The 21,882-nt window shown below is 69.5% G+C and carries 27 protein-coding genes; 8 read left to right on the top strand and 19 right to left on the bottom strand.

What is annotated here, in order from left to right:
- The first annotated feature begins 62 nt into the window (after positions 1-62).
- The gene (locus tag ACYVL2_RS11190) at positions 63-284 is read left to right on the top strand and encodes a hypothetical protein (RefSeq protein ID WP_460543214.1); all 222 of its coding nucleotides are present in this window, start codon (positions 63-65) and stop codon (positions 282-284) included.
- A gap of 66 nt (positions 285-350) precedes the next feature.
- On the opposite strand, the gene secF is transcribed toward ACYVL2_RS11190, so the two are convergent.
- The 6 genes from secF to ruvC form a co-directional block, all read right to left on the bottom strand.
- Complete coding sequence (gene secF, locus ACYVL2_RS11185; RefSeq protein WP_460543212.1) at positions 351-1,511, bottom strand: protein translocase subunit SecF; 1,161 nt, start codon at positions 1,509-1,511, stop codon at positions 351-353.
- A 9-nt stretch (positions 1,512-1,520) separates the two neighbouring features.
- Positions 1,521-3,374 (bottom strand): protein translocase subunit SecD, encoded by a 1,854-nt coding sequence (gene secD / locus ACYVL2_RS11180; protein WP_460543210.1) that lies wholly within the window; start codon positions 3,372-3,374, stop codon positions 1,521-1,523.
- Between the two features lie 227 nt (positions 3,375-3,601).
- Positions 3,602-4,054 carry a preprotein translocase subunit YajC gene (gene yajC, locus ACYVL2_RS11175; RefSeq protein ID WP_460543208.1) on the bottom strand — a complete coding sequence of 151 codons (453 nt, stop codon included), beginning with the start codon at positions 4,052-4,054 and terminating at the stop codon, positions 3,602-3,604.
- A gap of 75 nt (positions 4,055-4,129) precedes the next feature.
- Positions 4,130-5,206, bottom strand: coding sequence for a Holliday junction branch migration DNA helicase RuvB (gene ruvB, locus ACYVL2_RS11170; RefSeq protein ID WP_460543206.1), 1,077 nt, complete (start codon positions 5,204-5,206; stop codon positions 4,130-4,132).
- Between the two features lie 3 nt (positions 5,207-5,209).
- Positions 5,210-5,806, bottom strand: a complete 597-nt coding sequence (ruvA, locus tag ACYVL2_RS11165) for a Holliday junction branch migration protein RuvA (protein WP_460543204.1) — start codon at positions 5,804-5,806, stop codon at positions 5,210-5,212.
- Entirely contained in the window at positions 5,803-6,318 is a 516-nt protein-coding gene (ruvC, locus tag ACYVL2_RS11160) for a crossover junction endodeoxyribonuclease RuvC (RefSeq protein ID WP_460543202.1), read from the bottom strand. Before ruvC ends, ruvA begins: the two co-directional genes overlap by 4 nt.
- A 221-nt stretch (positions 6,319-6,539) precedes the next feature.
- On the opposite strand from ruvC, the gene ACYVL2_RS11155 reads away from it, so the two are divergent.
- The gene (locus tag ACYVL2_RS11155; RefSeq protein WP_460543200.1) at positions 6,540-7,760 is read left to right on the top strand and encodes a multidrug effflux MFS transporter; all 1,221 of its coding nucleotides are present in this window, start codon (positions 6,540-6,542) and stop codon (positions 7,758-7,760) included.
- An 81-nt stretch (positions 7,761-7,841) separates the two neighbouring features.
- Positions 7,842-9,842, top strand: a complete 2,001-nt coding sequence (locus tag ACYVL2_RS11150; protein WP_460543199.1) for an erythromycin esterase family protein — start codon at positions 7,842-7,844, stop codon at positions 9,840-9,842.
- 48 nt (positions 9,843-9,890) lie between these two features.
- Here the strand turns inward: ACYVL2_RS11150 and ACYVL2_RS11145 are convergent, their stop codons facing one another.
- The 5 genes from ACYVL2_RS11145 to pdxT all read right to left on the bottom strand — a co-directional run bounded on the left by ACYVL2_RS11145 (position 9,891) and on the right by pdxT (position 12,842).
- Positions 9,891-10,307: a type II toxin-antitoxin system VapC family toxin gene (locus ACYVL2_RS11145; protein WP_460543197.1), complete on the bottom strand. Its 417-nt coding sequence runs from the start codon at positions 10,305-10,307 to the stop codon at positions 9,891-9,893.
- The gene (locus ACYVL2_RS11140) at positions 10,304-10,612 is read right to left on the bottom strand and encodes a type II toxin-antitoxin system Phd/YefM family antitoxin (protein ID WP_460543195.1); all 309 of its coding nucleotides are present in this window, start codon (positions 10,610-10,612) and stop codon (positions 10,304-10,306) included. Before ACYVL2_RS11140 ends, ACYVL2_RS11145 begins: the two co-directional genes overlap by 4 nt.
- A 126-nt stretch (positions 10,613-10,738) precedes the next feature.
- The gene (locus ACYVL2_RS11135) at positions 10,739-11,392 is read right to left on the bottom strand and encodes a dienelactone hydrolase family protein (RefSeq protein ID WP_460543193.1); all 654 of its coding nucleotides are present in this window, start codon (positions 11,390-11,392) and stop codon (positions 10,739-10,741) included.
- A gap of 35 nt (positions 11,393-11,427) precedes the next feature.
- Entirely contained in the window at positions 11,428-12,186 is a 759-nt protein-coding gene (locus ACYVL2_RS11130) for a YebC/PmpR family DNA-binding transcriptional regulator (RefSeq protein ID WP_460543191.1), read from the bottom strand.
- Positions 12,183-12,842: a pyridoxal 5'-phosphate synthase glutaminase subunit PdxT gene (gene pdxT, locus ACYVL2_RS11125; protein WP_460543189.1), complete on the bottom strand. Its 660-nt coding sequence runs from the start codon at positions 12,840-12,842 to the stop codon at positions 12,183-12,185. Before pdxT ends, ACYVL2_RS11130 begins: the two co-directional genes overlap by 4 nt.
- A 174-nt stretch (positions 12,843-13,016) precedes the next feature.
- On the opposite strand from pdxT, the gene ACYVL2_RS11120 reads away from it, so the two are divergent.
- A complete protein-coding gene (locus ACYVL2_RS11120) occupies positions 13,017-13,427 on the top strand; it encodes a hypothetical protein (RefSeq protein WP_460543187.1) in 411 nt (136 codons plus the stop codon).
- A gap of 21 nt (positions 13,428-13,448) precedes the next feature.
- A complete protein-coding gene (locus ACYVL2_RS11115; protein ID WP_460543185.1) occupies positions 13,449-13,979 on the top strand; it encodes a hypothetical protein in 531 nt (176 codons plus the stop codon).
- Here the strand turns inward: ACYVL2_RS11115 and ACYVL2_RS11110 are convergent, their stop codons facing one another.
- A complete protein-coding gene (locus ACYVL2_RS11110; protein WP_460543183.1) occupies positions 13,980-14,285 on the bottom strand; it encodes a hypothetical protein in 306 nt (101 codons plus the stop codon).
- Positions 14,286-14,363: 78 nt separating this feature from the next.
- On the opposite strand from ACYVL2_RS11110, the gene ACYVL2_RS11105 reads away from it, so the two are divergent.
- Positions 14,364-14,771: a subtilase-type protease inhibitor gene (locus tag ACYVL2_RS11105; RefSeq protein ID WP_460543181.1), complete on the top strand. Its 408-nt coding sequence runs from the start codon at positions 14,364-14,366 to the stop codon at positions 14,769-14,771.
- Between the two features lie 72 nt (positions 14,772-14,843).
- Here the strand turns inward: ACYVL2_RS11105 and pdxS are convergent, their stop codons facing one another.
- The 6 genes from pdxS to ACYVL2_RS11075 form a co-directional block, all read right to left on the bottom strand.
- Entirely contained in the window at positions 14,844-15,764 is a 921-nt protein-coding gene (gene pdxS / locus ACYVL2_RS11100; protein WP_460543399.1) for a pyridoxal 5'-phosphate synthase lyase subunit PdxS, read from the bottom strand.
- Positions 15,765-15,855: 91 nt separating this feature from the next.
- A complete protein-coding gene (locus ACYVL2_RS11095) occupies positions 15,856-16,335 on the bottom strand; it encodes a hypothetical protein (protein ID WP_460543179.1) in 480 nt (159 codons plus the stop codon).
- Between the two features lie 52 nt (positions 16,336-16,387).
- Positions 16,388-17,506, bottom strand: coding sequence for a glycosyltransferase family 4 protein (locus ACYVL2_RS11090; RefSeq protein ID WP_460543397.1), 1,119 nt, complete (start codon positions 17,504-17,506; stop codon positions 16,388-16,390).
- 8 nt (positions 17,507-17,514) lie between these two features.
- Positions 17,515-18,411: a phosphatidylinositol mannoside acyltransferase gene (locus ACYVL2_RS11085; RefSeq protein WP_460543177.1), complete on the bottom strand. Its 897-nt coding sequence runs from the start codon at positions 18,409-18,411 to the stop codon at positions 17,515-17,517.
- Positions 18,404-19,033, bottom strand: a complete 630-nt coding sequence (gene pgsA / locus ACYVL2_RS11080; RefSeq protein ID WP_460543174.1) for a phosphatidylinositol phosphate synthase — start codon at positions 19,031-19,033, stop codon at positions 18,404-18,406. The genes ACYVL2_RS11085 and pgsA overlap by 8 nt, the downstream gene beginning before the upstream one ends.
- Before the next feature lie 79 nt (positions 19,034-19,112).
- Entirely contained in the window at positions 19,113-19,589 is a 477-nt protein-coding gene (locus ACYVL2_RS11075; protein WP_460543395.1) for an HIT family protein, read from the bottom strand.
- 151 nt (positions 19,590-19,740) lie between these two features.
- Between ACYVL2_RS11075 and ACYVL2_RS11070 the strand changes: the two genes are divergently transcribed.
- Positions 19,741-21,234 carry a potassium/proton antiporter gene (locus ACYVL2_RS11070; RefSeq protein ID WP_460543172.1) on the top strand — a complete coding sequence of 498 codons (1,494 nt, stop codon included), beginning with the start codon at positions 19,741-19,743 and terminating at the stop codon, positions 21,232-21,234.
- A gap of 1 nt (position 21,235) precedes the next feature.
- Here ACYVL2_RS11070 and ACYVL2_RS11065 read toward each other — a convergent pair whose 3' ends face one another.
- The gene (locus ACYVL2_RS11065; RefSeq protein WP_460543170.1) at positions 21,236-21,565 is read right to left on the bottom strand and encodes a helix-turn-helix domain-containing protein; all 330 of its coding nucleotides are present in this window, start codon (positions 21,563-21,565) and stop codon (positions 21,236-21,238) included.
- A gap of 146 nt (positions 21,566-21,711) precedes the next feature.
- Between ACYVL2_RS11065 and ACYVL2_RS11060 the strand changes: the two genes are divergently transcribed.
- On the top strand, positions 21,712-21,882 hold a 171-nt coding region (locus ACYVL2_RS11060; protein WP_460543393.1), incomplete at its 3' end, for a helix-turn-helix domain-containing protein.

Here is a 21,882-nt window from a genome sequence, read left to right as displayed (position 1 = left end):
CTCCCGCTGTGCCGATCGATGCCTATAGTGATGACTGACTCACACCAAGAGGGGGTTTCATCGTGGGCATCGGGGACAAGTTCAACGAGATGAAGGACAGGGCCGAAGGGTTCGCCGACGACGCCAGGGAGAAGGCGGGCGACGCGTTCGACAGGGCCAAGGACTCTCCGCTGGGCGACAGGATCGAGAACTCGCCTCTGGGAGACGAGGCGGAGGAGTTGCTCGGGCGCGGGCGGGACCAGGGCGGGGAGTCCGCTTCGGACATCGAGGATGAAGGGCGCTAGAAGCGGCCAGAATGTGACGGGGGCTCGTGATCCGGCCGGATCATGAGCCCCCGCTTCGTATGTCGATCAGCGGCGCTTCTTGCGGCGCTGCTGCGGACGGGCGCCGCCCGAACGCGGCCCGCCGCCTTGGCGCGGGGCCCCCGCTCCCGCCGGCTCCTCGTCGAGCAGCTCGATCGGGATGTCGTCGGTCTTGGCCCGCGGCAGGGCGTCCTCGTCGTCGTCCCCGCCGGTGCCCGCGCGCTTGTTGGCGATCTTCTTGTTGTGCTTCTTGTAGACCGGGCTGCGCTCGGCCATGTCGACCACCCACGGCGCGGCCAGGAAGACCGAGGAGTAGGTACCGGTGACGATGCCGACGAACAGCACCAGCGCCAGGTCCTTCAGGGTGCCGACGCCGAGCATGCCCACGCCGATGAACAGCAGCGCGCCCACCGGCAGCGCGCCGATGAGGGAGGTGTTCAGCGAGCGCATGAGCGTCTCGTTGATCGCCTCGTTGACCCCTTCGGCGAAGGTCTGCCGCCGGGTCTGGAGCAGGTTCGCGGTGTTCTCCTGCACCTTGTCGAACACGACCACGGTGTCGTAGAGCGAGTACGCGAGGATCGTCAGCATCCCGACCATGGTCGAGGGCGTGACCTCGAATCCGACCAGCGAGAACACCCCGGCGGTCAGCACCAGGTCGTGCCCGAGGGCGGCGAGCGCGGCGATCGCCATGCGCCGTTCGAACCGCAGCCAGATGAATATGGTGATGAGGATCAGGAACACGATCAGCGCGATGAGCGCCTTCTGCGACACCGCCTCGCCCCAGGTCGCCGAGACCTCGGAGACGGAGATCTCGTCGGTCGAGATGCCGACCTCCTCGGCGATCGCCCGGCGGATCTCCTGGGAGGTGTCGATATCGGTCGCGGCGGTGCGGATGATGTAGGACTGGTCGGCTCCGGCGCCGGCGATCTGCCCGGAGGCGACCTCCGCTCCCGCCGAGGCGGCGGCGTTCTCCACCTCGGTGAGCGTGGAGCCGCCGGCGGGAACGGTGTACTGGTTGCCGCCGGCGAAGTCGATGCCCAGGGAGAAGCCCTTGACGAGCATGATCGCGATGCAGGCGGCGATGACGATTGCCGATCCGAGGTACCAGCGCCTGCGGTTGGCGACGAACTCGAAGTCGGTCTCACCGCGGTAGAGCTGGCTCCAGACGGAGCGCTTCGGGGTGTCGGCGTTGTTCTGCTGAGTGCTCATGGCTGCTCCTTAGCCGCGCGAGGCCGCTTTGCCGGGGGCCGGGATCGCCCTGGTGTGGAGCCCGGACAGGTGGACGTTGTTGAGGACCCGGCCGCGGGCCAGCCATTCGGCGATCGGGTGGGTGAACAGGAACACCACCAGGATGTTCACCAGCGTGGACAGTCCCAGCGCGAAGGCGAACGCCCGGACCGGGCCGAGCGCCAGGAAGTACAGGACCAGCGCGGCGATGATCGAGATGGTGTTGGCCGACAGGATGGTGCGGCGGGTGCGGACCCAGGCGCGGGGCACGGCCGAGCGGGCCGAGCGGCCGTCGCGCATCTCCTCCTTGATCCGTTCGAAGTAGACGACGAACGAGTCGGCGGTGATGCCGATGGCTACCACGAAGCCGGCGACGCCCGCGAGTGTGAGCGTCAGGCCGATCTGGGATCCGAGCAGCGACACGGTCGGGTACAGCACCACGGTGGCGGCCAGGAGGCTGCCGAGGACGATGAAGCCCAGGACCCGGTAGTAGGCCAGGCAGTACAGGAACACCAGGATCAGACCGATGACCATGGCCAGCAGGCCGGCCTCGAGCTGCTCGACGCCGAGGGTCGCGGTGACCTCGTCGACGGTCTCGACCACGAAGTGGATCGGCAGGGAGCCGAAGTTGAGCTGCTCGGCCAGCTGATTGGCCTCGTCGGCGCTGAAGTCGCCGGAGATCTGCGTCGAGTTGCGGGAGGCCTCGCGGATCGTCGGGGCGCTCACGACCTCGTTGTCGAGGACGATCGCGACGTCTTGGCCGACGTTCTCGCTGGTCAGCGTGCCCCAGCGCTCGGCGCCGTCGGCGGTGAACTCGACGTTGACGACGAATCGGGTCGGGTTGGCCGGGTCGTTGCCGACGTCGGCGTTGGCGACGTCGGAGCCGACGACCTGCGCGGGCTGGAGCAGGTACTTGGACGAGTAGCTGCCGGTGGCCTCCCCGTCGGAGATCTCCTCGGGGGCCGAGCAGGCGGTGACTTCGACGTCGGGGTCCTGGACCGATCCCGGCGGGCGGGCGTCGAGCTGCTCGCAGGTGATGCTGGGGACGTAGAACTGGACGGTCGCGGGCAGCACGCCGACTTCTTCGGGCGTCAGCTCGCCGAAGACCTCGAGGGTCTCGACGGATGCCTGGTCGGTGGGCGCGGTGGTCAGGGACTGCGCCAGTTCGGCGGCTTCGGGGCCGACCTTGGCCCACACGTCGTCGAGCGTGACGTCACCGGTCGGCTCGTCGGTCTCCTCGTCGGAGGTGTCGACCTGGGCGCCGCCGGAGTTGTCCTCGGAGGCCTCCTCGGAGGGGGTCTCGGACGCCTCGTCGGTGGGCTCGTCGGTCGCCTCCTCGCCTTCTTCGGCGCCTTCGCCCTCGGTCGACTCCTCGCCGCCGGTCTCCTGCTCGGCGAGGCCCTCCAGTCCGGAGGTGTCGGTGGTCGCCTGCGTGACGATGCGGAAGCGCAGTTCAGCAGGAGCGCCGACGTCGCGCAGGGCGTCCTCGTCGGTGTCGTGCCCGGCGACGTTGACCACGATGTTCTCGTTGCCCTCGACGTAGACCTCGGGCTCGGCCACACCGGTGGAGTTGACGCGGGACTCGATGATCTGCCGCGCCTGCTCCATGGTCTCGGGGCCCGGGTCCTCCTCGGTGCCCTGCAGGTAGGCGGTGAGCGTCATCGACAGCCCGCCCTGCAGGTCGAGACCCAGTTTCGGGGTGGGGAACTTCAGTCCGGCGCCTGCCAGCGCGGCGGCCCAGAGCACCCCGACCACGGCCAGGAGCGCCAGGAAGTAGGGGGCGACGGGCAGGCGCTTGCGCTGGATCTTCTTCCTTGGGCGGTCAGCGCCCGTGGTTGCACCCATGTTCGACGGCAATGGTCAGTCTCTTCCTCGGTCAGTTCTCGGGCGGGCAAAGGGGTATGCCCGCCTGGGCGGTCCCGGCCTCCGGTTCCTGGACGCGGTCGAGCGCCGCGCCGAGGGAGTGGCCTGGCACACGCGATGTCGGCGCGGCTCATTCTAGACGGCCGCGATCAGAGGCTTTGCCCCGCCTTGTCTACGATTCGCAAGGGCGGTCGAGCCCGAGGCGGGCTCTAGTATTCCTTGCGGTCCGACTTGCCGGGGTGCTTGTCGTTGTCGTCGCCTTCGTCGGTGGCGCGGAGACGCTCCAGGTCCTCGTCGGTGAGCGTGGCCTCCTCGTCGGAGAGCGGGGCCGCGTCGGTCACCTCGGCGGCTTCGGTCTCGGTCGGGAGGACGCGGGCGATGGCCTGGCGCGCGAACACCAGGAAGACGTCGTCGGAGGCCTCCAGCGTCACCGTCTCCTCGTCGGAGTCGACGACGGTGCCGTACAGGCCGCCGATGGTCATGACCTTGGCTCCCGCGTCGACCTGCGACTGCATTTGCTGCTGCTCGCGCTGGCGCTTCTTCTGCGGGCGGATCATGACGAAGTACATGAGCACGATGAAGCCCACGATCATGACCAGGAAGAGCAGGTTGCTGCTGCCTCCGGCGTCGTCCTGCGCGAGGACGTCTACAGCTGAGAGCACGGCGTGCCTTTCGTTGTCGGATGGTTGCTCGAGACGTGGCCGGAGTCTATCGCGGACGTCCCGACATACCCCACCCTACGCGGCGTCGCCGCCGAAGAGCCCTTCGGTGGGCGGCGGATCGAGGCCCAGGTGCCGCCATGCGTCGGCGGTGGCCACGCGCCCTCTGGGGGTCCGGGCGAGCAGTCCGGCGCGCACCAGGAACGGCTCGCAGACCTCCTCGACGGTGTCGGACTGCTCACCGACGGCGACGGCCAGGGTGGTCAGGCCGACGGGGCCGCCGCCGAAGGTCTTGACCAGGGCGGCGAGGACGGCGCGGTCGAGCCGGTCGAGGCCGAGCTCGTCGACGTCGTAGAGGGCGAGCGCCTCGGCGGCGACGGTGGCATCGATGGTGCCGTCGGCGCGGACCTGCGCGAAGTCGCGCACGCGGCGCAGCAGGCGGTTGGCGATGCGGGGGGTGCCGCGGGAGCGGGAGGCGATCTCGGCGGCGCCCTCGGCGGTGATCTCGACGCCGAGGATGCCCGATGAGCGTTCGACGATGGCCTCGAGTTCGGCGTGCTCGTAGAATTCGAGCTGTCCGAGGAAGCCGAAGCGGTCGCGCAGGGGCCCGGTGAGGAGCCCGGCGCGGGTGGTGGCGCCGACGAGGGTGAACGGTTCGAGTTCGAGCGGGATGGCGGTGGCGCCGGGGCCCTTGCCGACGATCACGTCGACGCGGAAGTCCTCCATGGCGGTGTAGAGCAGCTCTTCGGCGGGACGGGCCATGCGGTGGATCTCGTCGATGAACAGGACTTCGCCGGGGCCGAGGCTGGTGAGGATCGCGGCCAGGTCGCCGGACCGCTCGATGGCCGGTCCGGAGGTCTGGCGCAGGCCGACGCCGAGTTCGGCGGCGACGATCATGGCCAGGGTGGTCTTGCCGAGGCCCGGGGGGCCCGACAGGAGGAGGTGGTCGGGGGCGGCGCCGCGGCGCCTGGCGCCTTCGAGCAGGAGGCTGATCTGCTCGCGGACCCGACCCTGGCCGATGACGTCGTCGAGCTTGCCCGGCCGGATGCCCGCTTCGGCGACCCGGTCGAGCTCGGAGGCTTCGGCGGCGGTCAGGGCCTTGTCCCACTCGTCGGAGCTGATGCCGGTCTCGGCGGTGTGTTCGGAGTCGTCCATGGCCTATCGCTTCCCGAGCAGTCGGATGGCTTGCTTCAACAGCGTAGGGACGTCGGTTCCGTCGACGCCCTCGGCGTCGAGCTTCTCGATGGCGGTCTTGGCGTCGGCGGCGGACCAGCCGAGGGCCTGGAGGCCTTGGCTGACCTGGGTGCGCCAGCCGCCGGGGCGGGAGCCGGCCTGCTTGGGGATGCCGGTGTCGACCGGTCCGATCTTGTCGGCCAGGTCGAGGACGATCCGCTCGGCGCTCTTCTTGCCGATGCCGGGGATGCGGGAGAGGGTGGCGGTGTCGCCGGTGGCGATGGCGCGGCGGATGACGTCGGGGCGGAGGGCTTCGACGGCGTCTCGGGCGATGCGCGGCCCGATCTTCTGTGCGGTCTGGAGCAGTTCGAACAGGTCGCGTTCGTCGGGGGTGTTGAAACCGAAGAGGGTGATTGAGTCCTCGCGGACGATGGTGGAGACGTGGAGGACGGCGCTCGAGCCGACCTTGAGGCCCGCGAGCGTGTGGGGGCCGGCGTGGACGGCGTAGCCGACCCCGCCGACGTCGACCACGGCGTAGGCTTCGCCGACTGCGGCGACGGTGCCGGTGAGTTGGGCGATCATCGCGGCCCCCTCTGCTGCGCGGCGGTGAGCTTGGCCTTCAACGCGCCTCTCCAAAGGTGACAGACCGCGATCGCCAGCGCGTCGGCGGCGTCGGCGGGCTTGGGCGGATCGGTCAGCCGCAGGATGCGGGTGATCATGGCGGTCACCTGGCGCTTGTCAGCGGTGCCGTTGCCGCAGATGGCGGCCTTGGCTTCCGAGGGAGTGTAGGTGGCGGCGGGGAGCCCGGCCCGGGCGGCGGCGAGGAGCGCGATGCCGGAGGCCTGGGCGGTGCCGATGACGCTGGCGACGTTGTGCTGGCTGAATACTCGCTCGACGGCAACGGCTTCGGGTTCGTACGATTCGAGGTGGCCTCGCAGGCCGTCGTCGAGTTCGAGGAGCCGGTCGGCGAGGTCGGCGGCGGGATCGGTGCGGATGACGTCGACGGCGATCATCTTGCCGGGCGCGCCGGGTCGGCCTTCCACGATGCCCACACCGCAGCGGGTCAGTCCCGGATCGATCCCCATGACGCGCACTCGCTCCTCCGTTCGGTCGTTCGCGTCAGCTTATCCGGATGGGACGACAGCCGGGTTCCGTGACGCTCGTGGCGTGGCCCATAAACTACTTGCCGACCGGCTAGGCGTGGCGTTAGGCTCGAACCGGCACGGGCCTCGACAACGGCGACCATGAGCCCGGCTCCCCAATTCTCCACCAACGACTTTGTGAGTTGACTGTGTCCGCTGCTGCGTTCAACCCTGTGGCCGTCGCGAACGGCCACTCGCGCCGCTTCATCTTCATGATGGTGTTCGTCCTCGGCGCCCTCACGGCGACCGCGCCGCTGGCGACCGACCTCTACCTCCCCGCGTTCCCGGACATGGCCGAGGCGCTCGGCTCGACCGAGAACCACATCCAGCTCACCCTGACCTCCATGATGGTCGGTCTGGCCGTCGGGCAGGCCGTCATCGGTCCGCTGTCGGACCGCTTCGGACGCCGCATCCCCCTCCTGATCGGCATGGGGGTGTTCACCGTGACCGCGCTGCTGTGCGCGGTCGCCACCAGCGCCGACCAGCTGATCGCCATCCGCTTCGCCCAAGGACTCTCGGGCGCGGCCGGCATGGTCATCGCCCGCGCGGTCATCCGCGACCACTTCGTCGGCGACGACATGACCCGCTTCACCGCCAAGATGCTGTTCATCACCATGCTCGCTCCGATGCTCGGACCGATCATCGGAGCACAGCTGATCAACATCGGACCGTGGCCGGTCATCTTCGTGTTCATGGCGCTCATGTCGGCGCTGGCCACGACCTTGGTGTGGCGGTACCTGCCCGAGAGCCTCCCGGCCGACCAGCGCCAGACGCTCAACGGCCGCGAGTTCATGGCGACCGTGGGCCGCCTGGTGCGCGACAAGCACTTCATCGCCCCGACCCTGGCGGTCTGCCTCAACTTCTCGATGCTGTTCACCTACGTGTCGACCTTCAGCTTCATCTCGCAGAACGAGATGGGCGCCTCGGCCGGCATGTACTCGGCGATCTTCGCGGTCGGCACCCTCTCCCTGCTGGCCGGCAACCAGACCAACATGTTCCTCATCGACCGCGTCGGCTCCAGCCGGCGCATGGTCGTCGGCCTGACGATCTCGATGTCCGGCGTCGCGGTGCTCACCGGCGTGCAGCTGCTCGGCATCGACAACCTCGTGACGGTGCCGACGGGCATCGCGGTGATGATGTTCGGCTGCGGCGTCATCTTCCCGAACCTCGGCGCGGCGGCGATGTCGTCGCAGGAGCCGAAGGTCGCCGGAACGGCCTCGGCGTTCATGGGCTGCCTGCAGATGACCGCCGGCGGCGCCCTCCCGGCGCTGGCGACGGTCGGCGGCGTGAGCCTGGCGAACATGACCGGCGGGATCGTCGTCTACGGCCTCCTCACCACCCTGCTGGTGATCGCGACCATCCGGATCTACCGGACCGCGCCCGTCGCCGCCTGACCAGACCTGAAGACGCCCGGTTCCCGTACGGGGACCGGGCGTCCGGTTTAGGGCCCTCCGGCGGCGGGCATCTCCTCCGACATGCCTGAACAGGTGTTCCGCGACCGACGCGACGCCGGGCACGCGCTCGCCAATCTGCTCGACCACTACCGGGGACGCTCCGACGTCCAGGTGCTGGCGCTGCCGCGCGGCGGCGTGCCCGTGGCCTTCGAGGTCGCCGAGGCGCTCGGAGCGCCGCTGGACGTCTTCACCGTCCGCAAACTCGGCGTGCCGGGCCACGAGGAGCTCGCGATGGGGGCGATCGCGACCGGCGACGTCATCATCACCAACGACCGCGTCATCGAGGGCTTCGGCGTCACGCCCGACCAACTCGACCGCACCGCCGCGAGCGAGGGCGCCGAGCTGCGCCGCCGCGAACGCGCCTACCGCGGCGACCGTCCGCCGCCGGAGCTGCGCGGCAAGACCGTGATCCTCGTCGACGACGGTCTGGCCACCGGCGCGACCATGAAGGCGGCGATCGAGGCCGTCCGCCGGCTCCACCCGTCGCATCTGGCCGTGGCGATACCGACCGCGCCGGTGAGCGTGTCGCTCGAGATCGGCGAGACGGTCGACGAGATGGTCTGCGCGACCACCCCCGAACCGTTCAGCGCCGTCGGCCAGTCTTACCGCGACTTCGGCCAGACCACCGACGACGAGGTCCGCGAGCTCCTCGCCGCCGAGACCGCCGCCGACCCGCCCGGCGGCAACCCCGGACCGGACTCGGAGGCCGCGATCGTGCGCGCCGAAGCCCGCCCCGTCGCCGACGGCGTCCCGGAGGACGAGACGTGGCTGGAGCTGGTCGGAGACGCGCGATTCGTGCTGCTAGGCGAGGCCTCCCACGGCAGCGAGGAGTTCTACTCCTCCCGGGAGCGGCTGACGCGCCGGCTCATCGAATCCAAGGGCTTCTGCGCCGTGGCCGTCGAAGCCGACTGGCCCGACGCCTACCGCGTGAACCGCTACGTCCGCGGCCAAGGCGACGACGGCACCGCCGAGGAGGCGCTGCGCGGCTTCCAACGGTTCCCGACCTGGATGTGGCGCAACATCAAGGTCGTCGAGTTCGCCGAATGGCTGCGGGCCCGCAACGACGCGGCCGAGGCACCCGCGGGCTTCTACGGCTTGGACCTCTACAGCCTCCACCGGTCCATCGACGAGGTCATCGCATACCTGGACCGCATCGACCCGGACGCGGCCGAGCGCGCCCGCCGGCGCTACTCGTGCCTGGACCACCGCGGGCGCGACGACGGCCAGGCCTACGGGTACGCCGCCGCGTTCGGCGCCGGGGTCTCCTGCGAGGACGAGGTGCTCGAGCAGCTCCTCGACCTCCAGCGCCACGGACTCGAAGCGGCCCGGCGCGACGGGCTACTGGCCGAGGACGACCGCTTCTACGCCGAGCGGAACGCCCACACCGTCCAGGCGGCCGAGGAGTACTACCGGACCATGTTCGGCGACTCGGTCGACTCGTGGAACCTGCGCGACACGCACATGGCCGACACGCTCGACGCGCTGGCCGCTCATCTCGGCGAGCAGCGGGGCGAGCCGGCGAAGATCGTGGTGTGGGCGCACAACTCCCACCTCGGCGACGCCCGCGCCACCGACGCGGGCGAGCGCGGGGAGATCAACCTCGGGCAGTTGGTCCGCGAGCGGCACCCCAGAGCATCGCGGTCGGTCGGGTTCACGACCTACACCGGCACGGTGACCGCCGCCGAGGACTGGGGCGGCTCGGCACTGCGGCGGCGGGTGCGCCCGGGCCTGGCAGGGAGCGTCGAGGAGCTGTTCCACCAGGTCGGCCGCAAGGAGTTCATGCTGCGGTTCGACGAGGCGCCGCGCGCCGCCGAGGCACTGCGCAGGCCGCGACTCGAACGCGCGATCGGCGTGATCTACCGGCCCGAGACCGAGCGGTACAGCCACTACTTCAACGTCGACCTCGCCGAGCAGTTCGACGCGGTGATCCACATCGACGAGACCGGCGCCCTCGAGCCGCTGGATCGCACCGAGCGCTGGGACCGAGGCGAGGCCCCGGAGACCTACCCGTTCACGGTATGACGCCAAGTGTGAGCCGCGGTCAAGGTGGTGCGCAGATGCCCTGGACCATCAGTCGGTCAGCCCTGGTGAAACCACATTCATGCCCTCTGCCTCGGCCGCCGCGGCCTGGCGCTTGTCATAGGTGACGAAACATGCCAGCGCCTTACTGAGCGACGCCGCGGCGGCGACATGAATGGCGTCCAGTGATCGCAGCGCCGAATCCGGCGCGAGCTCTCCCGCACTGTCGAAGACATGAGCGGGCAGGGCGACGTGGGCTGTCCGTTCGAGCCAGTGGTGAGCCCGCATATGAGCTGATTCCGGCGCTTTGAGGCCGTGAAGCCCTCGCCGAACCTCAGTACGGGTCAAGTGGCTTGTGATCTGGCGATCCGGTACCCGGCTGATCAGCCACTCCTCCAGAGGAGCGGACTGCGGTTCACGGACGAAGAGCTTCAACGACGCAGAGGTGTCAAGGTAGAGGAACTTCACGGGAGGTCCCGCTCCTCGCGCAGCCTTTCGAGCACTTCAGAGCTGAGCTCGGAACCCGGCGGCAGAGGCTCGGGGGCACCTTCCAAAGCCTCTGTTCCGGTGGGAAGCGAATCGAGTACGGCGGGATCGAGCACTTTTTCGGCGATGGCCTTCGCGATCGCTTCCTCCGCCGGGTCCGGCGGAGTGATCTGGCCGACGATCTCACCCCAACGGGTCACGAGGATGGTATGACCCTCCTGAACGCGCTTGAATATCTCAGCGGCGTTGCGCTGGAGATCCCGGATGGTCACGTGTTCCTCGGTCATGACATCTATCATGACGCATATTCTCGCCAGCGCGTCAGTCAAATCCTGTGAATGACGCAGCTTCGGAAAGGTTGTGTCAGTCACTCAGAACTGTCGTGCGCGGCGAGGCCCCGGAGACCTACCCGTTCACGGTATGACGCCGGTCAGGTGCTCGGCGAACCATTCGCGGGCCAGGTCGGAGACCTTCGCCAGCGCGCCCTTCTCCTCGAACAGGTGGGTCGCGCCGGGGACGATCGAGATCCGGCTGGAGCCGCCCAGGCGCCGCTGCGCGTCGTAGTTGAGCCCGAGTACCTCGTAGTCGAGCCCGCCGACGATGAGCAGCGTGGGCGCGCGGACCTTCCCCAGGTCGTCGCCGGCCAGGTCGGGCCGACCGCCGCGGGAGACCACGGCGTCGACCTGGACGCCGGGTGAGGCGGCCGCTCGCAACGCGGCGGCGGCGCCGGTGCTGGCGCCGAAATAGCCGACGGTCTTGTCGGCGTGTTCGGGCCGGTCCTTGAGCCAGTTGGTGGCGGTGACCAGACGCTCGGCCAGCAGCGGAATGTCGAAGACGTTCCCGCGGTCCTCCGCTTCGGCGGGGGTGAGCAGGTCGAACAGCAGCGTTCCGACGCCGGCCTCCTCGTTGAGGAAGTCGGCGACGTACCGGTTGCGTTCGCTGCGGCGGCTCGAACCCGATCCGTGGGCGAACACGACCACCGACTGGGCGTCGTCGGGCACGGTCAGGTCGGCTTCCAGCTCGACCGGACCGGCCGGAATCGTGAGGGTCTTCGTCTGATCTGTCATCGGGCCGGTATACCCGCCCCGACCGCCCCTATGCGCTAGGAGTCGAGTTCGGCCAGGACCTCGTCGGGGATGTCGACGTTGGTGTAGACGTTCTGGACCTCGTCGGAGTCCTCCAACGCGTCCACGACTTTCATGACTTTCTTGGCGCCTTCGGCGTCGACCGGGACGGTCGTCGAGGGCTGGAAGCCGGTGTCGGCCGAGTCGTAGTCGATCTCGGCCTTCTGGAGCGCGGTGCGCACGTCCACCAGGTCGGTCGGCTCGCACAGCACCTCGAAGCCGCCCTCGCCGAGGTCGTTGACCTCTTCGGCGCCGGCGTCGAGGACCGCCATGAGGATGTCGTCCTCGGTCAGGCCGTCGGCGCGGGGCACGATGATGACGCCCTTGCGGGAGAAGAGGTAGCCGACACTGCCGGCCTCGCCGAGGGTGCCGCCGTTGCGGGTCAGCGCCACGCGCACCTCGGAGGCGGCGCGGTTGCGGTTGTCGGTCAGGCACTCGATGAGCACCGCGACGCCGCCGGCCGCGTAACCCTCGTACATGATCGTCTCGTAGTCGACGCCGCCGCCGTCGAGCCCGCCGCCGCGCTTGATCGCGCGGTCGATGTTGTCGTTGGGCACCGAGTTCTTCTTGGCCTTCTGGACCGCGTCGAACAGGGTCGGGTTGCCGTCGGGGTCGGGTCCGCCGGTCCGGGCCGCCACCTCGATGTTCTTGATCAGCTTGGCGAACAGCTTGCCACGCTTGGCATCGATGGCGGCCTTCTTGTGCTTGGTCGTCGCCCACTTGGAGTGGCCACTCATTCCGGCGTTCCCTCGTTCCTCTTATCGACCTCTCCGGCGGCGGCGCGCCGGACCATATCCACGAAGTACTGGTGCACCCGGGCGTCTCCGGTCACCTCGGGGTGGAAAGAGGTGGCCAGGCACACGCCGGCGCGTACCGCGACGATCCTACCGTCCGGCGCCTCCGGGTCCCCGTGCCCGCCGTCGACGCGGCCGAGCACCTCGACCCCGTCGCCGACCCGCTCGACCCAAGGCGCGCGGATGAAGACGCCGTGGAACGGCCCGCCGTCGACGCCCTCCAGGCCCACCGGCGACTCGAAGGAATCGACTTGGCGGCCGAAGGCGTTGCGCCGCACCGTCATGGGAATGGCGCCGAGCGAACGCTGATCGGGCCGGCCGTCGAGCACCTCGTCGGCCAGCATGATCATGCCCGCGCACGAGCCGAAGGCCGGCATGCCCTCGTCGAGGCGCTTCCGCAGCGGGTCGAACAGGTCGAAGACGGTGAGCAGGCGGCTCATCGTCGTCGACTCGCCTCCGGGTATGACCAGGCCCTCCACTTCGTCGAGCTCTGAGGCGCGGCGCACCGGCACTGCGCGGCCGCCGGCGGCCTCGACGGCGCGCATGTGGTCGACGACGTCGCCCTGCAGCGCCAGCACACCGATCAGGGGCTGGTCCATCAGAGAACTCCAAAAACTCGGCTTCAGCGGGCGCTACAAGCGTAGTTCGGGCGACTCGCGGTGCCTAGCTGGGCAATCGGCCCTGTGACCGAGGTCGGGCCAAGCTCGGGCCACTGGGGCCGATCCGTTAGGCTCTGCGGTCGAACGTGCCGCACCCCTAGGAGCTTTAGGACCATGCCTGAGATTGTGAAGCGCAACCCGATGCCCCGTTCGGTCCGCGCCGGACGCAACGCAATGTTGATCCAGGCGGCCATCAGCGCCGTCGTCGGCGGACTGATCGTGCTGGCGCACCACACCGCTCGCGGCCTGGTGCCCTCCGCCGCGGAGCACGACGTCTACCGGGGCGCGGTCGGACTCGGCGCCTTCGCGGTGTTCCTGGTGCTGGCGGTGCTGCTGCTGCGCACCCAGTGGCGGGTCCTGTGGCTGCTGATCCTGCTCAGCCAGGTGTTGAGCCTGGTGGGACTCGGCTGGCTCATGGTCACCGGCGGCCTGTACTGGGCGCTGTGCATCGGATTGGCTATCGTTCCCATTACGATCATCGGAACGTTGACCGAGCGGTTCGCCCGCCGCTGGTTCAACCATTAACCCGCCCGGAGGCTGACGCCAATGCTCCCGCAACCGAACTTCGGACCCGCCTCCGGACCGGATGACGACGAGGTCGAAGGCCCGCCGCGGCAGCTCGGCCGGCTGCGGATCGCCGTGTGGGTGCAGGCGGTGTGCGCGGTGCTGGCGAGCAATTTCCTGGCCGTCAGCGTCTTCACCTGGCGGTCGATGAGCCAGGAGGAGCTCGAGGAGGCCTTCGGCGAGTCGGAGGGGCCCGAAGAGGCCGCTCAGCTGGCGGAGGAACTCCACGAGTTCTACCAGGGCACGAGCTTCCTGGTCTCGAACCTCACCATGGCCGGGGTAACGATCTTGGCCGCGATCGTCATCGCGCTGTGCGCGCTGCGGTTCAAGTCCCGCTACAAGATCGTGCGCCGCCTGGCGATCGCGATGTCGATCATCCTGTTCCTGTCGGGCATGCTGATGACGACGATCTTCTCCTACCTGGTTGCGCCGTGGGTCTTCGCCTCGGTCCTGTCGCTGTGGTGGCTGTTCAACGCCGACGTCAAGTACTGGTTCAGCGAGTCCGCCAAGTAGTCACCGGTCCTCCCCCTCCGGTTCCTCCCCGCCTTCGCGGGAGAGGTAGTCGATGAAGGCGGCGCGGGCCAGCGGTTCGGTCTCGCCCCACCGGCCCTGGGTGGCCTCGCGCCACATCCCCACCAGGTCGTCGATGGCGACGCCGACCTCGGCCACGTCCGGGTCGAGGTTGTCGGCTTGGCCCGCCGCCGGGGTGTGGCGGAACAGGTCGATGAAGAACCGCCAGTCACGGCGGCGGCGCGCCAGCGCGAACGCCCGCCGCTGGAGCTCTGCGGTCGACAGCCGGTCGAGTTCCTCTGCGTCCATGGCCCCAGCCTAGGTCGCCGGGCCGTTCCGGGTGTGTCGATGGCCGTTTGCGGGCGTGCGCCTACTTAGGATCACTGCATGATCAGAAAGGTCCTTGGCACCGCTGCCGCGTTCACCTCGGCGGCGGTCGTCGCGTTCGCCGTCCCGGCGGCGTCCCACCCGGTCCACCATGCGGCCGGCTCCGGCGCCTTCTACGTCGAGGTCGCCTTCGAGGACGGGACCGGCTACGACGCGGTCCTGACATGCCCCGGCGGCGCCGGGCACCCGCGCGGCGCCGAAGCCTGCGGCCAGCTGGACGACGCCGACGGGCGGATCGGGTCGATCCCGCGCTCGGCGGGGGCGTGTTCGATGGAGTACCGACCGGTGACCGTCCGCGCCCACGGGGTGTGGGGTTCGCGCTTCCAGGTCTACCGGGGCCAGTTCGGCAACTACTGCCACGCGGTGCGGGACACCGGAGGGGTGCTGTTCGACCTCGCCCCCCACTGACCTCTCCGATCGAGCTCCCACGGAACGCGGGCCCGGACCTCTCGGTCCGGGCCCGCCGTTCACGTGCGCGGTCTACCAGCCTCGGCCGGCGAGCTTCTGGTCCTCGGCGAGGGTGTCGACGTTGATGCCGACCATGGCCTCGCCCAGGCCGCGGGAGACCTCGGCGACGACCTTCGGGTCGTCGTAGAAGGCCGTGGCCTTCACGATCGCGGCCGCGCGCTTGGCCGGGTCGCCGGACTTGAAGATGCCCGAGCCGACGAATACGCCTTCGGCGCCCAGCTGCATCATCATCGCCGCGTCGGCCGGGGTCGCGATGCCGCCGGCGGTGAACAGCACCACCGGGAGCTTCCCGAGGCGGGCGACTTCGGCGACCAGCTCGTACGGGGCGCGCAGGTCCTTGGCGGCCGAGAACAGCTCGGCCTCGTCGAGCTGGGTGAGGCGCGCGATGTCGCCGCGGATCTGCCGCATGTGGCGGGTGGCCTCGACGACGTTGCCGGTGCCGGCCTCGCCCTTGGAGCGGATCATGGCCGCGCCCTCGCTGATGCGACGCAGCGCCTCGCCGAGGTTGGTCGCGCCGCACACGAACGGCACGGTGAACTTCCACTTGTCGATGTGGTGGGCCTCGTCGGCGGGGCTGAGGACCTCGGACTCGTCGACGTAGTCGACGCCGACCGCCTCCAGGACCTGGGCCTCGACGAAGTGGCCGATGCGGGCCTTGGCCATCACCGGGATCGAGACGGCCTCGATGATGCCGTCGATCATGTCGGGGTCGCTCATGCGCGACACGCCGCCCTCGGCGCGGATGTCGGCGGGGACGCGTTCGAGCGCCATGACCGCCACCGCTCCGGCGTCTTCGGCGATCTTGGCCTGCTCGGGAGTGACGACGTCCATGATGACGCCGCCCTTCAGCATGTCGGCCATGCCTCGCTTGACGCGGGCAGTGCCGATCTCGGCCTCGGTCTTCTGGGTCTCTGACACGGTCACCGGCTCCATCTGATGGTCGACACGATTCAAGGGGTACCTGACCTGCCCGATTCTACGCCGCGACCGACCTCACAGCCGCCGGTGAGCGGTGAGCCCGACTTCAGCGCATCGGGTCGTCGATGTCCCAGTACCGGGGGCGCGGCAGCCGGTGGTGCATCCGCAGCAGCACCGCCACCGGCAGGGACCGGGAGGCGACGGCGTCGCGCACGAAGTCGCTGTGGATCTGGCGGGCCAGCGCGACCCTCCGGTTGGCCGCCTCCAGGTCGTCGGCGCATACCGGGTCGGGTTTGAGGTCGCGCAGGGCGCGCGTCAGGTCGTTCTCGGCGTATTCGCGCAGTTCCCGCTGTCGCTGGGTCGTGGCCGGGACGGCGACGACCGAGAGGGCGAGCGCGACGGCCTCTTCGAATCCGGGCCGCCCGACGAACTTCAGGACGGTCTCGGCGCGGTCGTCGAGCTTGGCGAGGAGTGCCGACTCGGCGGTTTGGGCGCGTCGGTGCAGGCGCTCCACCCGCGTGACCGTCCACGTCGCGTAGGCGCCGACGGCGGCCACGACCGCTACGAGTATTGCCAGCCACCACATCGGGATCATCGTAATGCGCCCTCGCCCGGGCTCAGGTTCCGGTCGAGGCGCTTCAGCGGCGGCGGTGGTGGCCGGCTTCGATGGCGGCGCGGTAGACCTCGACTACGCGGGCGGCGACTTCGGGCCAGTCGTAGCGGCGCACCCATTCGCCGGCCTGTTCGACGTACTCGGCGCGCAGGGCCGGGTCGTCGAGGAGCCGTCCGGCCGCGGATGCGAGCGCGTCGGCGTCGCCGACGGGGAACAGGCCGCCGACGCGGCCGTCGTCGAGGACGCTCTTGAACGCCTCGATGTCGGAGGCGAGGACGCACGAGCCGGCGGCCATGGCCTCGGTGAGGATCATGCCGAAGGACTCGCCTCCGGTATTGGGGGCGACGTAGAGGTCGACGCCGGCGAGCATGCTCGCCTTCTCTTCGTTGGAGACCGGTCCGAGGAAGTGGATGCGTTCGGCCATTCCGGGGGCGAGGCCGGCGAGCGCTTCGTCGGGGTCGCCGCGGCCGACGACGAGGAGGTGCAGGTGGGGGCGGTCGGCGGCGAGCTTCGCGAAGGCGTCGCGGAGGATGCCGAAGCCTTTGCGGGGTTCGTTGTAGCGGCCCATGAAGCCGATGGTCTGGCCTCGGGGCATGTCGTCGAGGGGCGCGGCCTTGCGGTAGAAGTCGACCGGGACGCCGTTGGGGATCTCGACCGCTCCCCCGCCGAGGTGCTCGACCTGGACTTTGCGGGCGTAGGGGCTGACGGCGATGCGCGCCGAGAGGTTCTCCAGTACCAGCTGGGCCATGTGCTTGCCGGCGGCGAGCATGCGGGAGCGGGTGATGGCGGTGTGGAAGGTGGCCACGACCGGGCATTTGGCGGTGAGGACGGCGAGGCAGGAGAGGCTGGGTGTGAGCGGCTCGTGGACGTGGACGACGTCGAAGTCGCCGTCGATGCACCACCGGCGCACGCGCGCGGCCGAGCGCGGCCCGAAGGCGAGGCGGGCGATGGAGCCGTTGTAGGGGACGGCGACGGCCTTGCCGCCGGAGACGACGAAGTCGGGCAGGTCGGCGGTCTCGGAGGCGGGGGCGAGCACCGAGACGTCGTGTCCGGCGCCGATGAGGGTCTCGGCGAGGTCGCGGATGTGGAACTGGACGCCGCCGGGAACGTCGAAGGAGTACGGGCTCACGATCCCGATGCGCAGGTCCCCCATCAGGCCTCCGCGGTGTCGGCGGCGGGGCCGAAGTCGGCGGTCCAGAAGCGTTGGAGCATGTGCCAGTCGGCCGGGTGGGCGGCGATGCCTTCGGCGAAGGCATCGGCCATGGCCTGGGTGGTGGAGGCGACGCGTTCGCGGAGGCGACCGGCGCCGGTGTCGAGCGGTCCGGTGATGTGGCAGACGGCCCGGTCGGTCTCGTAGTGGATGTTCGCGGTGTACAGCGGGACGTCGTTGCGGATGGCCAGCAGCGCCGGGCCGCTGGGGAAGGTGGTCGTCTCGCCGAAGAATTTGACTTCGATGCCGCTGCGTCCCAGGTCGCGGTCGGCGACGAGGGCGATGACGTCGCCGCGCTTGACGCTTTCGCCGAGCACGGCTTGGGGGTCGCGGTCGCCGCCGGTGGTGGGGACGATCGTCATGCCCAGCGATTCGCGATACTCCAGGAAGCGGCGGAAGACCCCTTCGGGTTTGAGCCGTTCGGCGACGGTGGTGAGCCGGTCCTCGGCGACCCGGCACACCCAGGCCCCGGCCATGTCCCAGTTGCCGCAGTGGGGCAGCGAGACGATCGAGCCTTGACCGGCGGCGGCGCGTTCGGCGACCGGTTCGTAGCCGTGCATCTCGAAGCGGGACGAGATCTCGTCGCGGCTCATCGACGGCAGGCGGAAGGCCTCGAGCCAGTAGCGGGAATAGGAGCGCAGCGCCTCGCGCACCAGGTCCTCGTCGACCTCGCCGACGACGCGCGCGAGGTTGCGGCGCAGTTGCTGGACGCCTCGGCCGTTCTGCCTCCAGGAACGGTCGGCGGCGCGGCGGAACGCGGCGGCGGAGGCCCGCTCGGGCAGGAGCCTGACGCCCCGCCAGGCGGCCAGGTAGCCCCACTCGGTGAGCTTCTCACGCATCGATGCGCTCCTCGCTGGCGTTCAGGGCCGCGCGGGCGTGGACGAGGCGCTGGACGACGGTGATGGAGGTGAGGACGGCGAGCACCGCCATGCCGACCTCCAGCGAGTACGGGACGCCGACGACTTCGGCCAGCGCGGCGGCGCCGGCGATGATGAGGCGTTCGGGCCTCTCGGCGATGCCGACGTCGCATTTCTCGCCGAGCCCTTCGCAGCGGGCCTTGACGTACGAGACGACCTGGGAGGTCACCAGCACCACCAGTGCCAGCGCGCAGGCCAGGAACCGCTCCTCGGCCAGCAGCCAGTAGGCGAGGCCCGCGAAGACGGCGCCGTCGGCGATGCGGTCGCAGGTCGAGTCGAGCAGGGCGCCGAAGCGCGACGGGCTGCCCTTGATGCGGGCGATGGCGCCGTCGAACATGTCGGTGAGGACGGCGACGGCCACGACGATCAGGCCGGCCAGCAGCCGGCCCTGTGAGAGCAGCAGTACCGCGGCGGCCACGACGACGGTGGTGCCCGCGATGGTGACGGCGTTGGCGGAAACGCCGATGCGGACGAGGATCTTGGCGACGGCGTCGACATAGCGCCGCAGGCCGGCTCGTCCGGAGGTCCGAAGGAACTTCGCCATGGTCTCCTGATTTCTCGGCATCGCCCATCGGGTGTTCGGGCGTCGGGCGGGTGGGGATGACTCTATAGTGCCGGGCCCGCTATTCGCCGCCCCAGGCGGCGGACAGCTCGGCACGGGTGTCGGCCAGCATCTGCGGCAGCGTCTTGGTGCGTCCGATGATGGGCATGAAATTCGCGTCCCCTCCCCAGCGTGGCACGATGTGCTGGTGGAGGTGGCCGGCAATGCCGGCTCCGGCGACCTGGCCCTGGTTCATGCCGATGTTGAATCCGTGGGCGCCCATGGCCGCGCGGATGACCCGCATGGCCTCCTGGGTGAGCGATCCCATCTCGGCGACCTCGTCCACGTCGAGGTCGGTGTAGTCGGGCACGTGGCGGTAGGGCACCACCATGAGGTGGCCGGAGTTGTAGGGGAACTTGTTCATGACCACGTACATGCCCCGGCCGCGCTGGACGATGAGGCCGTCGGTGTCGTCCAGCTTCGGGATCTCGCAGAAGGGGCAGCCTTCGATATCGGTGTCCTCACCGGTCGGTTTACCCTCGCCTTTGATGTAGGCCATGCGGTGCGGCGTCCACAAACGCTCGTAACCGTCGGTGGCGCCGGCGCCCTCAGGTGGTTGATCGCTCACGGGGACGATCCTAGGCCACCGCTTCGCGCTCCGGTAATGCGACGAAACTCCGGTGACATACGGTATCGGTTACGCTCCTGGCGTGACGTTGCCGCAGCTGTACCTCGCGTTGCTGATCGGCTGCGCCACGGTGCTGGTGTCGATCGGCGCGCTGCGCGCGACGCACCGACTCGGGCTGCCGGCGCTGCTGGTCTTCATGGGGGCCGGGATGGCGCTCGGCGAGGACGGCCTGGGGATCCCGTTCGGCGACTTCGAGCTCGCGCAGGTGCTCGGCACGACCGCGCTGGCGCTCATCTTGATCGAGGGCGGTCTTTCGACGCGGTGGCGGGCGATCTCGAACCAGTTGGCTCCGGCGAGCATGCTGGCGACGTTCGGCGTCGGGGTGAGCGTGGTGGTGGCCGCTTCGGGCGCGCATTACCTGATCGGCTTCTCGTGGAAGACGTCGCTGATCCTCGGTGCGGTGGTGGCCTCGACCGACGCGGCGGCGGTGTTCTCGGAGCTGCGCGGGGTGGGGCTGCCGAAGCGGCTGTCGGGAACGCTCGAGGCCGAGTCGGGTTTCAACGACGCCCCGGCGGTGATCCTGGTGCTGGCGTTCTCGTCGGCGGCGGGGATCCCGAGCGCGGCGAACCTGATCATGACGCTGGTGTGGCAGCTGGCGGTCGGCGTGGCGTTCGGGCTGGCGATCGGCTACGGCGGCGCGTGGGTGCTGCGGCGGCTGGCGCTGCCGGTCACCGGCCTGTATCCGCTTGCCGTGTTCAGCCTCGGCCTGGCGGCCTTCGCCGCCTCGGGAGCAGTGAACGCCTCCGGATTCATCGCGGCGTACCTGGCGGCGCTGGTCCTCGGCAACTCGCATCTGCCGCACCGGGCGGCGACGCAGTCGTTCGCGACCGGGCTCGGCTGGATGGCCCAGTTGGGCATGTTCGTGATGCTGGGAATGCTGGCGAGCCCCACGAACCTGCTGGACTCGCTGATCCCGGCGATCATCCTCGGCGGCGTGCTCACGCTCGTGGCCCGGCCGCTGTCGGTGATCATGTGCCTGACGCCGTTCAGGTTCTCGGTGCGGGAGCAGACGCTGATCTCGTGGGCGGGACTGCGAGGCGCGGTCCCGATCGTCCTCGCCACGATCCCGCAGTCCGAGCGGCTGCCTGGAGGCCAGGCGCTGTGGGACATCGTGTTCATCCTGGTGCTGGTCTTCACGCTTCTCCAGGGACCGACCCTGCCGTGGATGGCCAGGCGGCTGGGCCTGTCCAACCCCGAGACGGTCCAGCAGGTCGACATCGAGATAGCCCCGCTGGACGCAGTCGACGCCGAGGTCCTCACGGTCACGGTCCCCAAGCGGTCGGGGCTGGCCGGCCTGCGCCTGTTCGAGCTGCGGCTGCCGAACGGCAGCGCCATCGCCGCGGTGGTCCGCAAAGGCCGCCTGTTCGTGCCCGAGCACACCGACCGGCTCCGATCCGAGGACCAGGTCATCGTGGTGACCTACCCGCACCTGCGGGAGGCGACCGAGCAGCGCCTGACGGCCCTGGTGCGGGCCGGCCGCCTGGCACGCTGGCTCGGCGAAGACGGCCGCGACTGAGCTAGGCGACCTTCCAAGTGCGGTCCCCTAGAGTCGCGGTCACATCAACTTGACCGCCGACGGCTGCGACATAGGCCCGAACCGTATCGATTCCGGAGATCTCCCCCGATTCGATCTTGGAGACGCGTGCCTGGGTGACTCCGAGTCGGCGGGCCACCTCCTTCTGGGTCAGCAGCGCGGTCTTGCGCATCTCCGCAAGCTGGTACCCGCGCAGGTATGCCTGATGCCGCTCCCGTGCCTGGGCTTCAACGGCCTCGTACTCTTCATCGCTGAGAGGACTCGCAGCTCGCAGCTCGGCTTTGACGTCTTCCCAATTGACGAATTCAGTCATCTAAGTCCTTCCGAGGAAACCTCGGCCTTCAGGCCGGGGAGGAATCGGGCTCTTGCCGAGCAGGTCAGGTACCGGCGGAGGCGTCGCCTTCGACGCCTCCCCGCCCCGAAGCCCTGCTTACAACGTCTACATGCATACTGTGAAACGTGGGTGTCCAGACGCGGCATCGGGCTTACCGGTTCCGGTGCTACCCGAACCCGGAGCAGGCCGAGAACCTGGCCCGCACGTTCGGGTGCGCGCGATTGGTCTACAACAAGACCCTCGAATACCGGCACAAGGCGTACTTTCGCCGGGGCGAGAGCGTCAACTACCACCAG

This window comes from Glycomyces halotolerans, assembly GCF_054779575.1.
Note: the sequence above shows the minus strand (reverse complement) of the source record. Positions and strands in the feature narration are given on the sequence as shown.

Coding starts and splice junctions, on each gene's coding strand:
- ruvA (WP_460543204.1), bottom strand. CDS start 5,806: ATGATCGCCCAACTCACCGGCACCGTCGCCGCAGTCGGCGAAGCCTAC.
- ACYVL2_RS11115 (WP_460543185.1), top strand. CDS start 13,449: ATGCTCCCGCAACCGAACTTCGGACCCGCCTCCGGACCGGATGACGAC.
- ACYVL2_RS11065 (WP_460543170.1), bottom strand. CDS start 21,565: ATGACTGAATTCGTCAATTGGGAAGACGTCAAAGCCGAGCTGCGAGCT.
- ACYVL2_RS11140 (WP_460543195.1), bottom strand. CDS start 10,612: ATGACCGAGGAACACGTGACCATCCGGGATCTCCAGCGCAACGCCGCT.
- secD (WP_460543210.1), bottom strand. CDS start 3,374: ATGGGTGCAACCACGGGCGCTGACCGCCCAAGGAAGAAGATCCAGCGC.
- ACYVL2_RS11150 (WP_460543199.1), top strand. CDS start 7,842: ATGCCTGAACAGGTGTTCCGCGACCGACGCGACGCCGGGCACGCGCTC.
- ACYVL2_RS11085 (WP_460543177.1), bottom strand. CDS start 18,411: ATGCGTGAGAAGCTCACCGAGTGGGGCTACCTGGCCGCCTGGCGGGGC.
- ruvB (WP_460543206.1), bottom strand. CDS start 5,206: ATGGACGACTCCGAACACACCGCCGAGACCGGCATCAGCTCCGACGAG.
- ACYVL2_RS11075 (WP_460543395.1), bottom strand. CDS start 19,589: ATGGCCTACATCAAAGGCGAGGGTAAACCGACCGGTGAGGACACCGAT.
- secF (WP_460543212.1), bottom strand. CDS start 1,511: ATGAGCACTCAGCAGAACAACGCCGACACCCCGAAGCGCTCCGTCTGG.
- pdxS (WP_460543399.1), bottom strand. CDS start 15,764: ATGGAGCCGGTGACCGTGTCAGAGACCCAGAAGACCGAGGCCGAGATC.
- ACYVL2_RS11120 (WP_460543187.1), top strand. CDS start 13,017: ATGCCTGAGATTGTGAAGCGCAACCCGATGCCCCGTTCGGTCCGCGCC.
- ACYVL2_RS11130 (WP_460543191.1), bottom strand. CDS start 12,186: ATGAGTGGCCACTCCAAGTGGGCGACGACCAAGCACAAGAAGGCCGCC.
- pgsA (WP_460543174.1), bottom strand. CDS start 19,033: ATGGCGAAGTTCCTTCGGACCTCCGGACGAGCCGGCCTGCGGCGCTAT.
- ACYVL2_RS11135 (WP_460543193.1), bottom strand. CDS start 11,392: ATGACAGATCAGACGAAGACCCTCACGATTCCGGCCGGTCCGGTCGAG.
- ACYVL2_RS11105 (WP_460543181.1), top strand. CDS start 14,364: ATGATCAGAAAGGTCCTTGGCACCGCTGCCGCGTTCACCTCGGCGGCG.
- ACYVL2_RS11110 (WP_460543183.1), bottom strand. CDS start 14,285: ATGGACGCAGAGGAACTCGACCGGCTGTCGACCGCAGAGCTCCAGCGG.
- ACYVL2_RS11095 (WP_460543179.1), bottom strand. CDS start 16,335: ATGTGGTGGCTGGCAATACTCGTAGCGGTCGTGGCCGCCGTCGGCGCC.
- pdxT (WP_460543189.1), bottom strand. CDS start 12,842: ATGGACCAGCCCCTGATCGGTGTGCTGGCGCTGCAGGGCGACGTCGTC.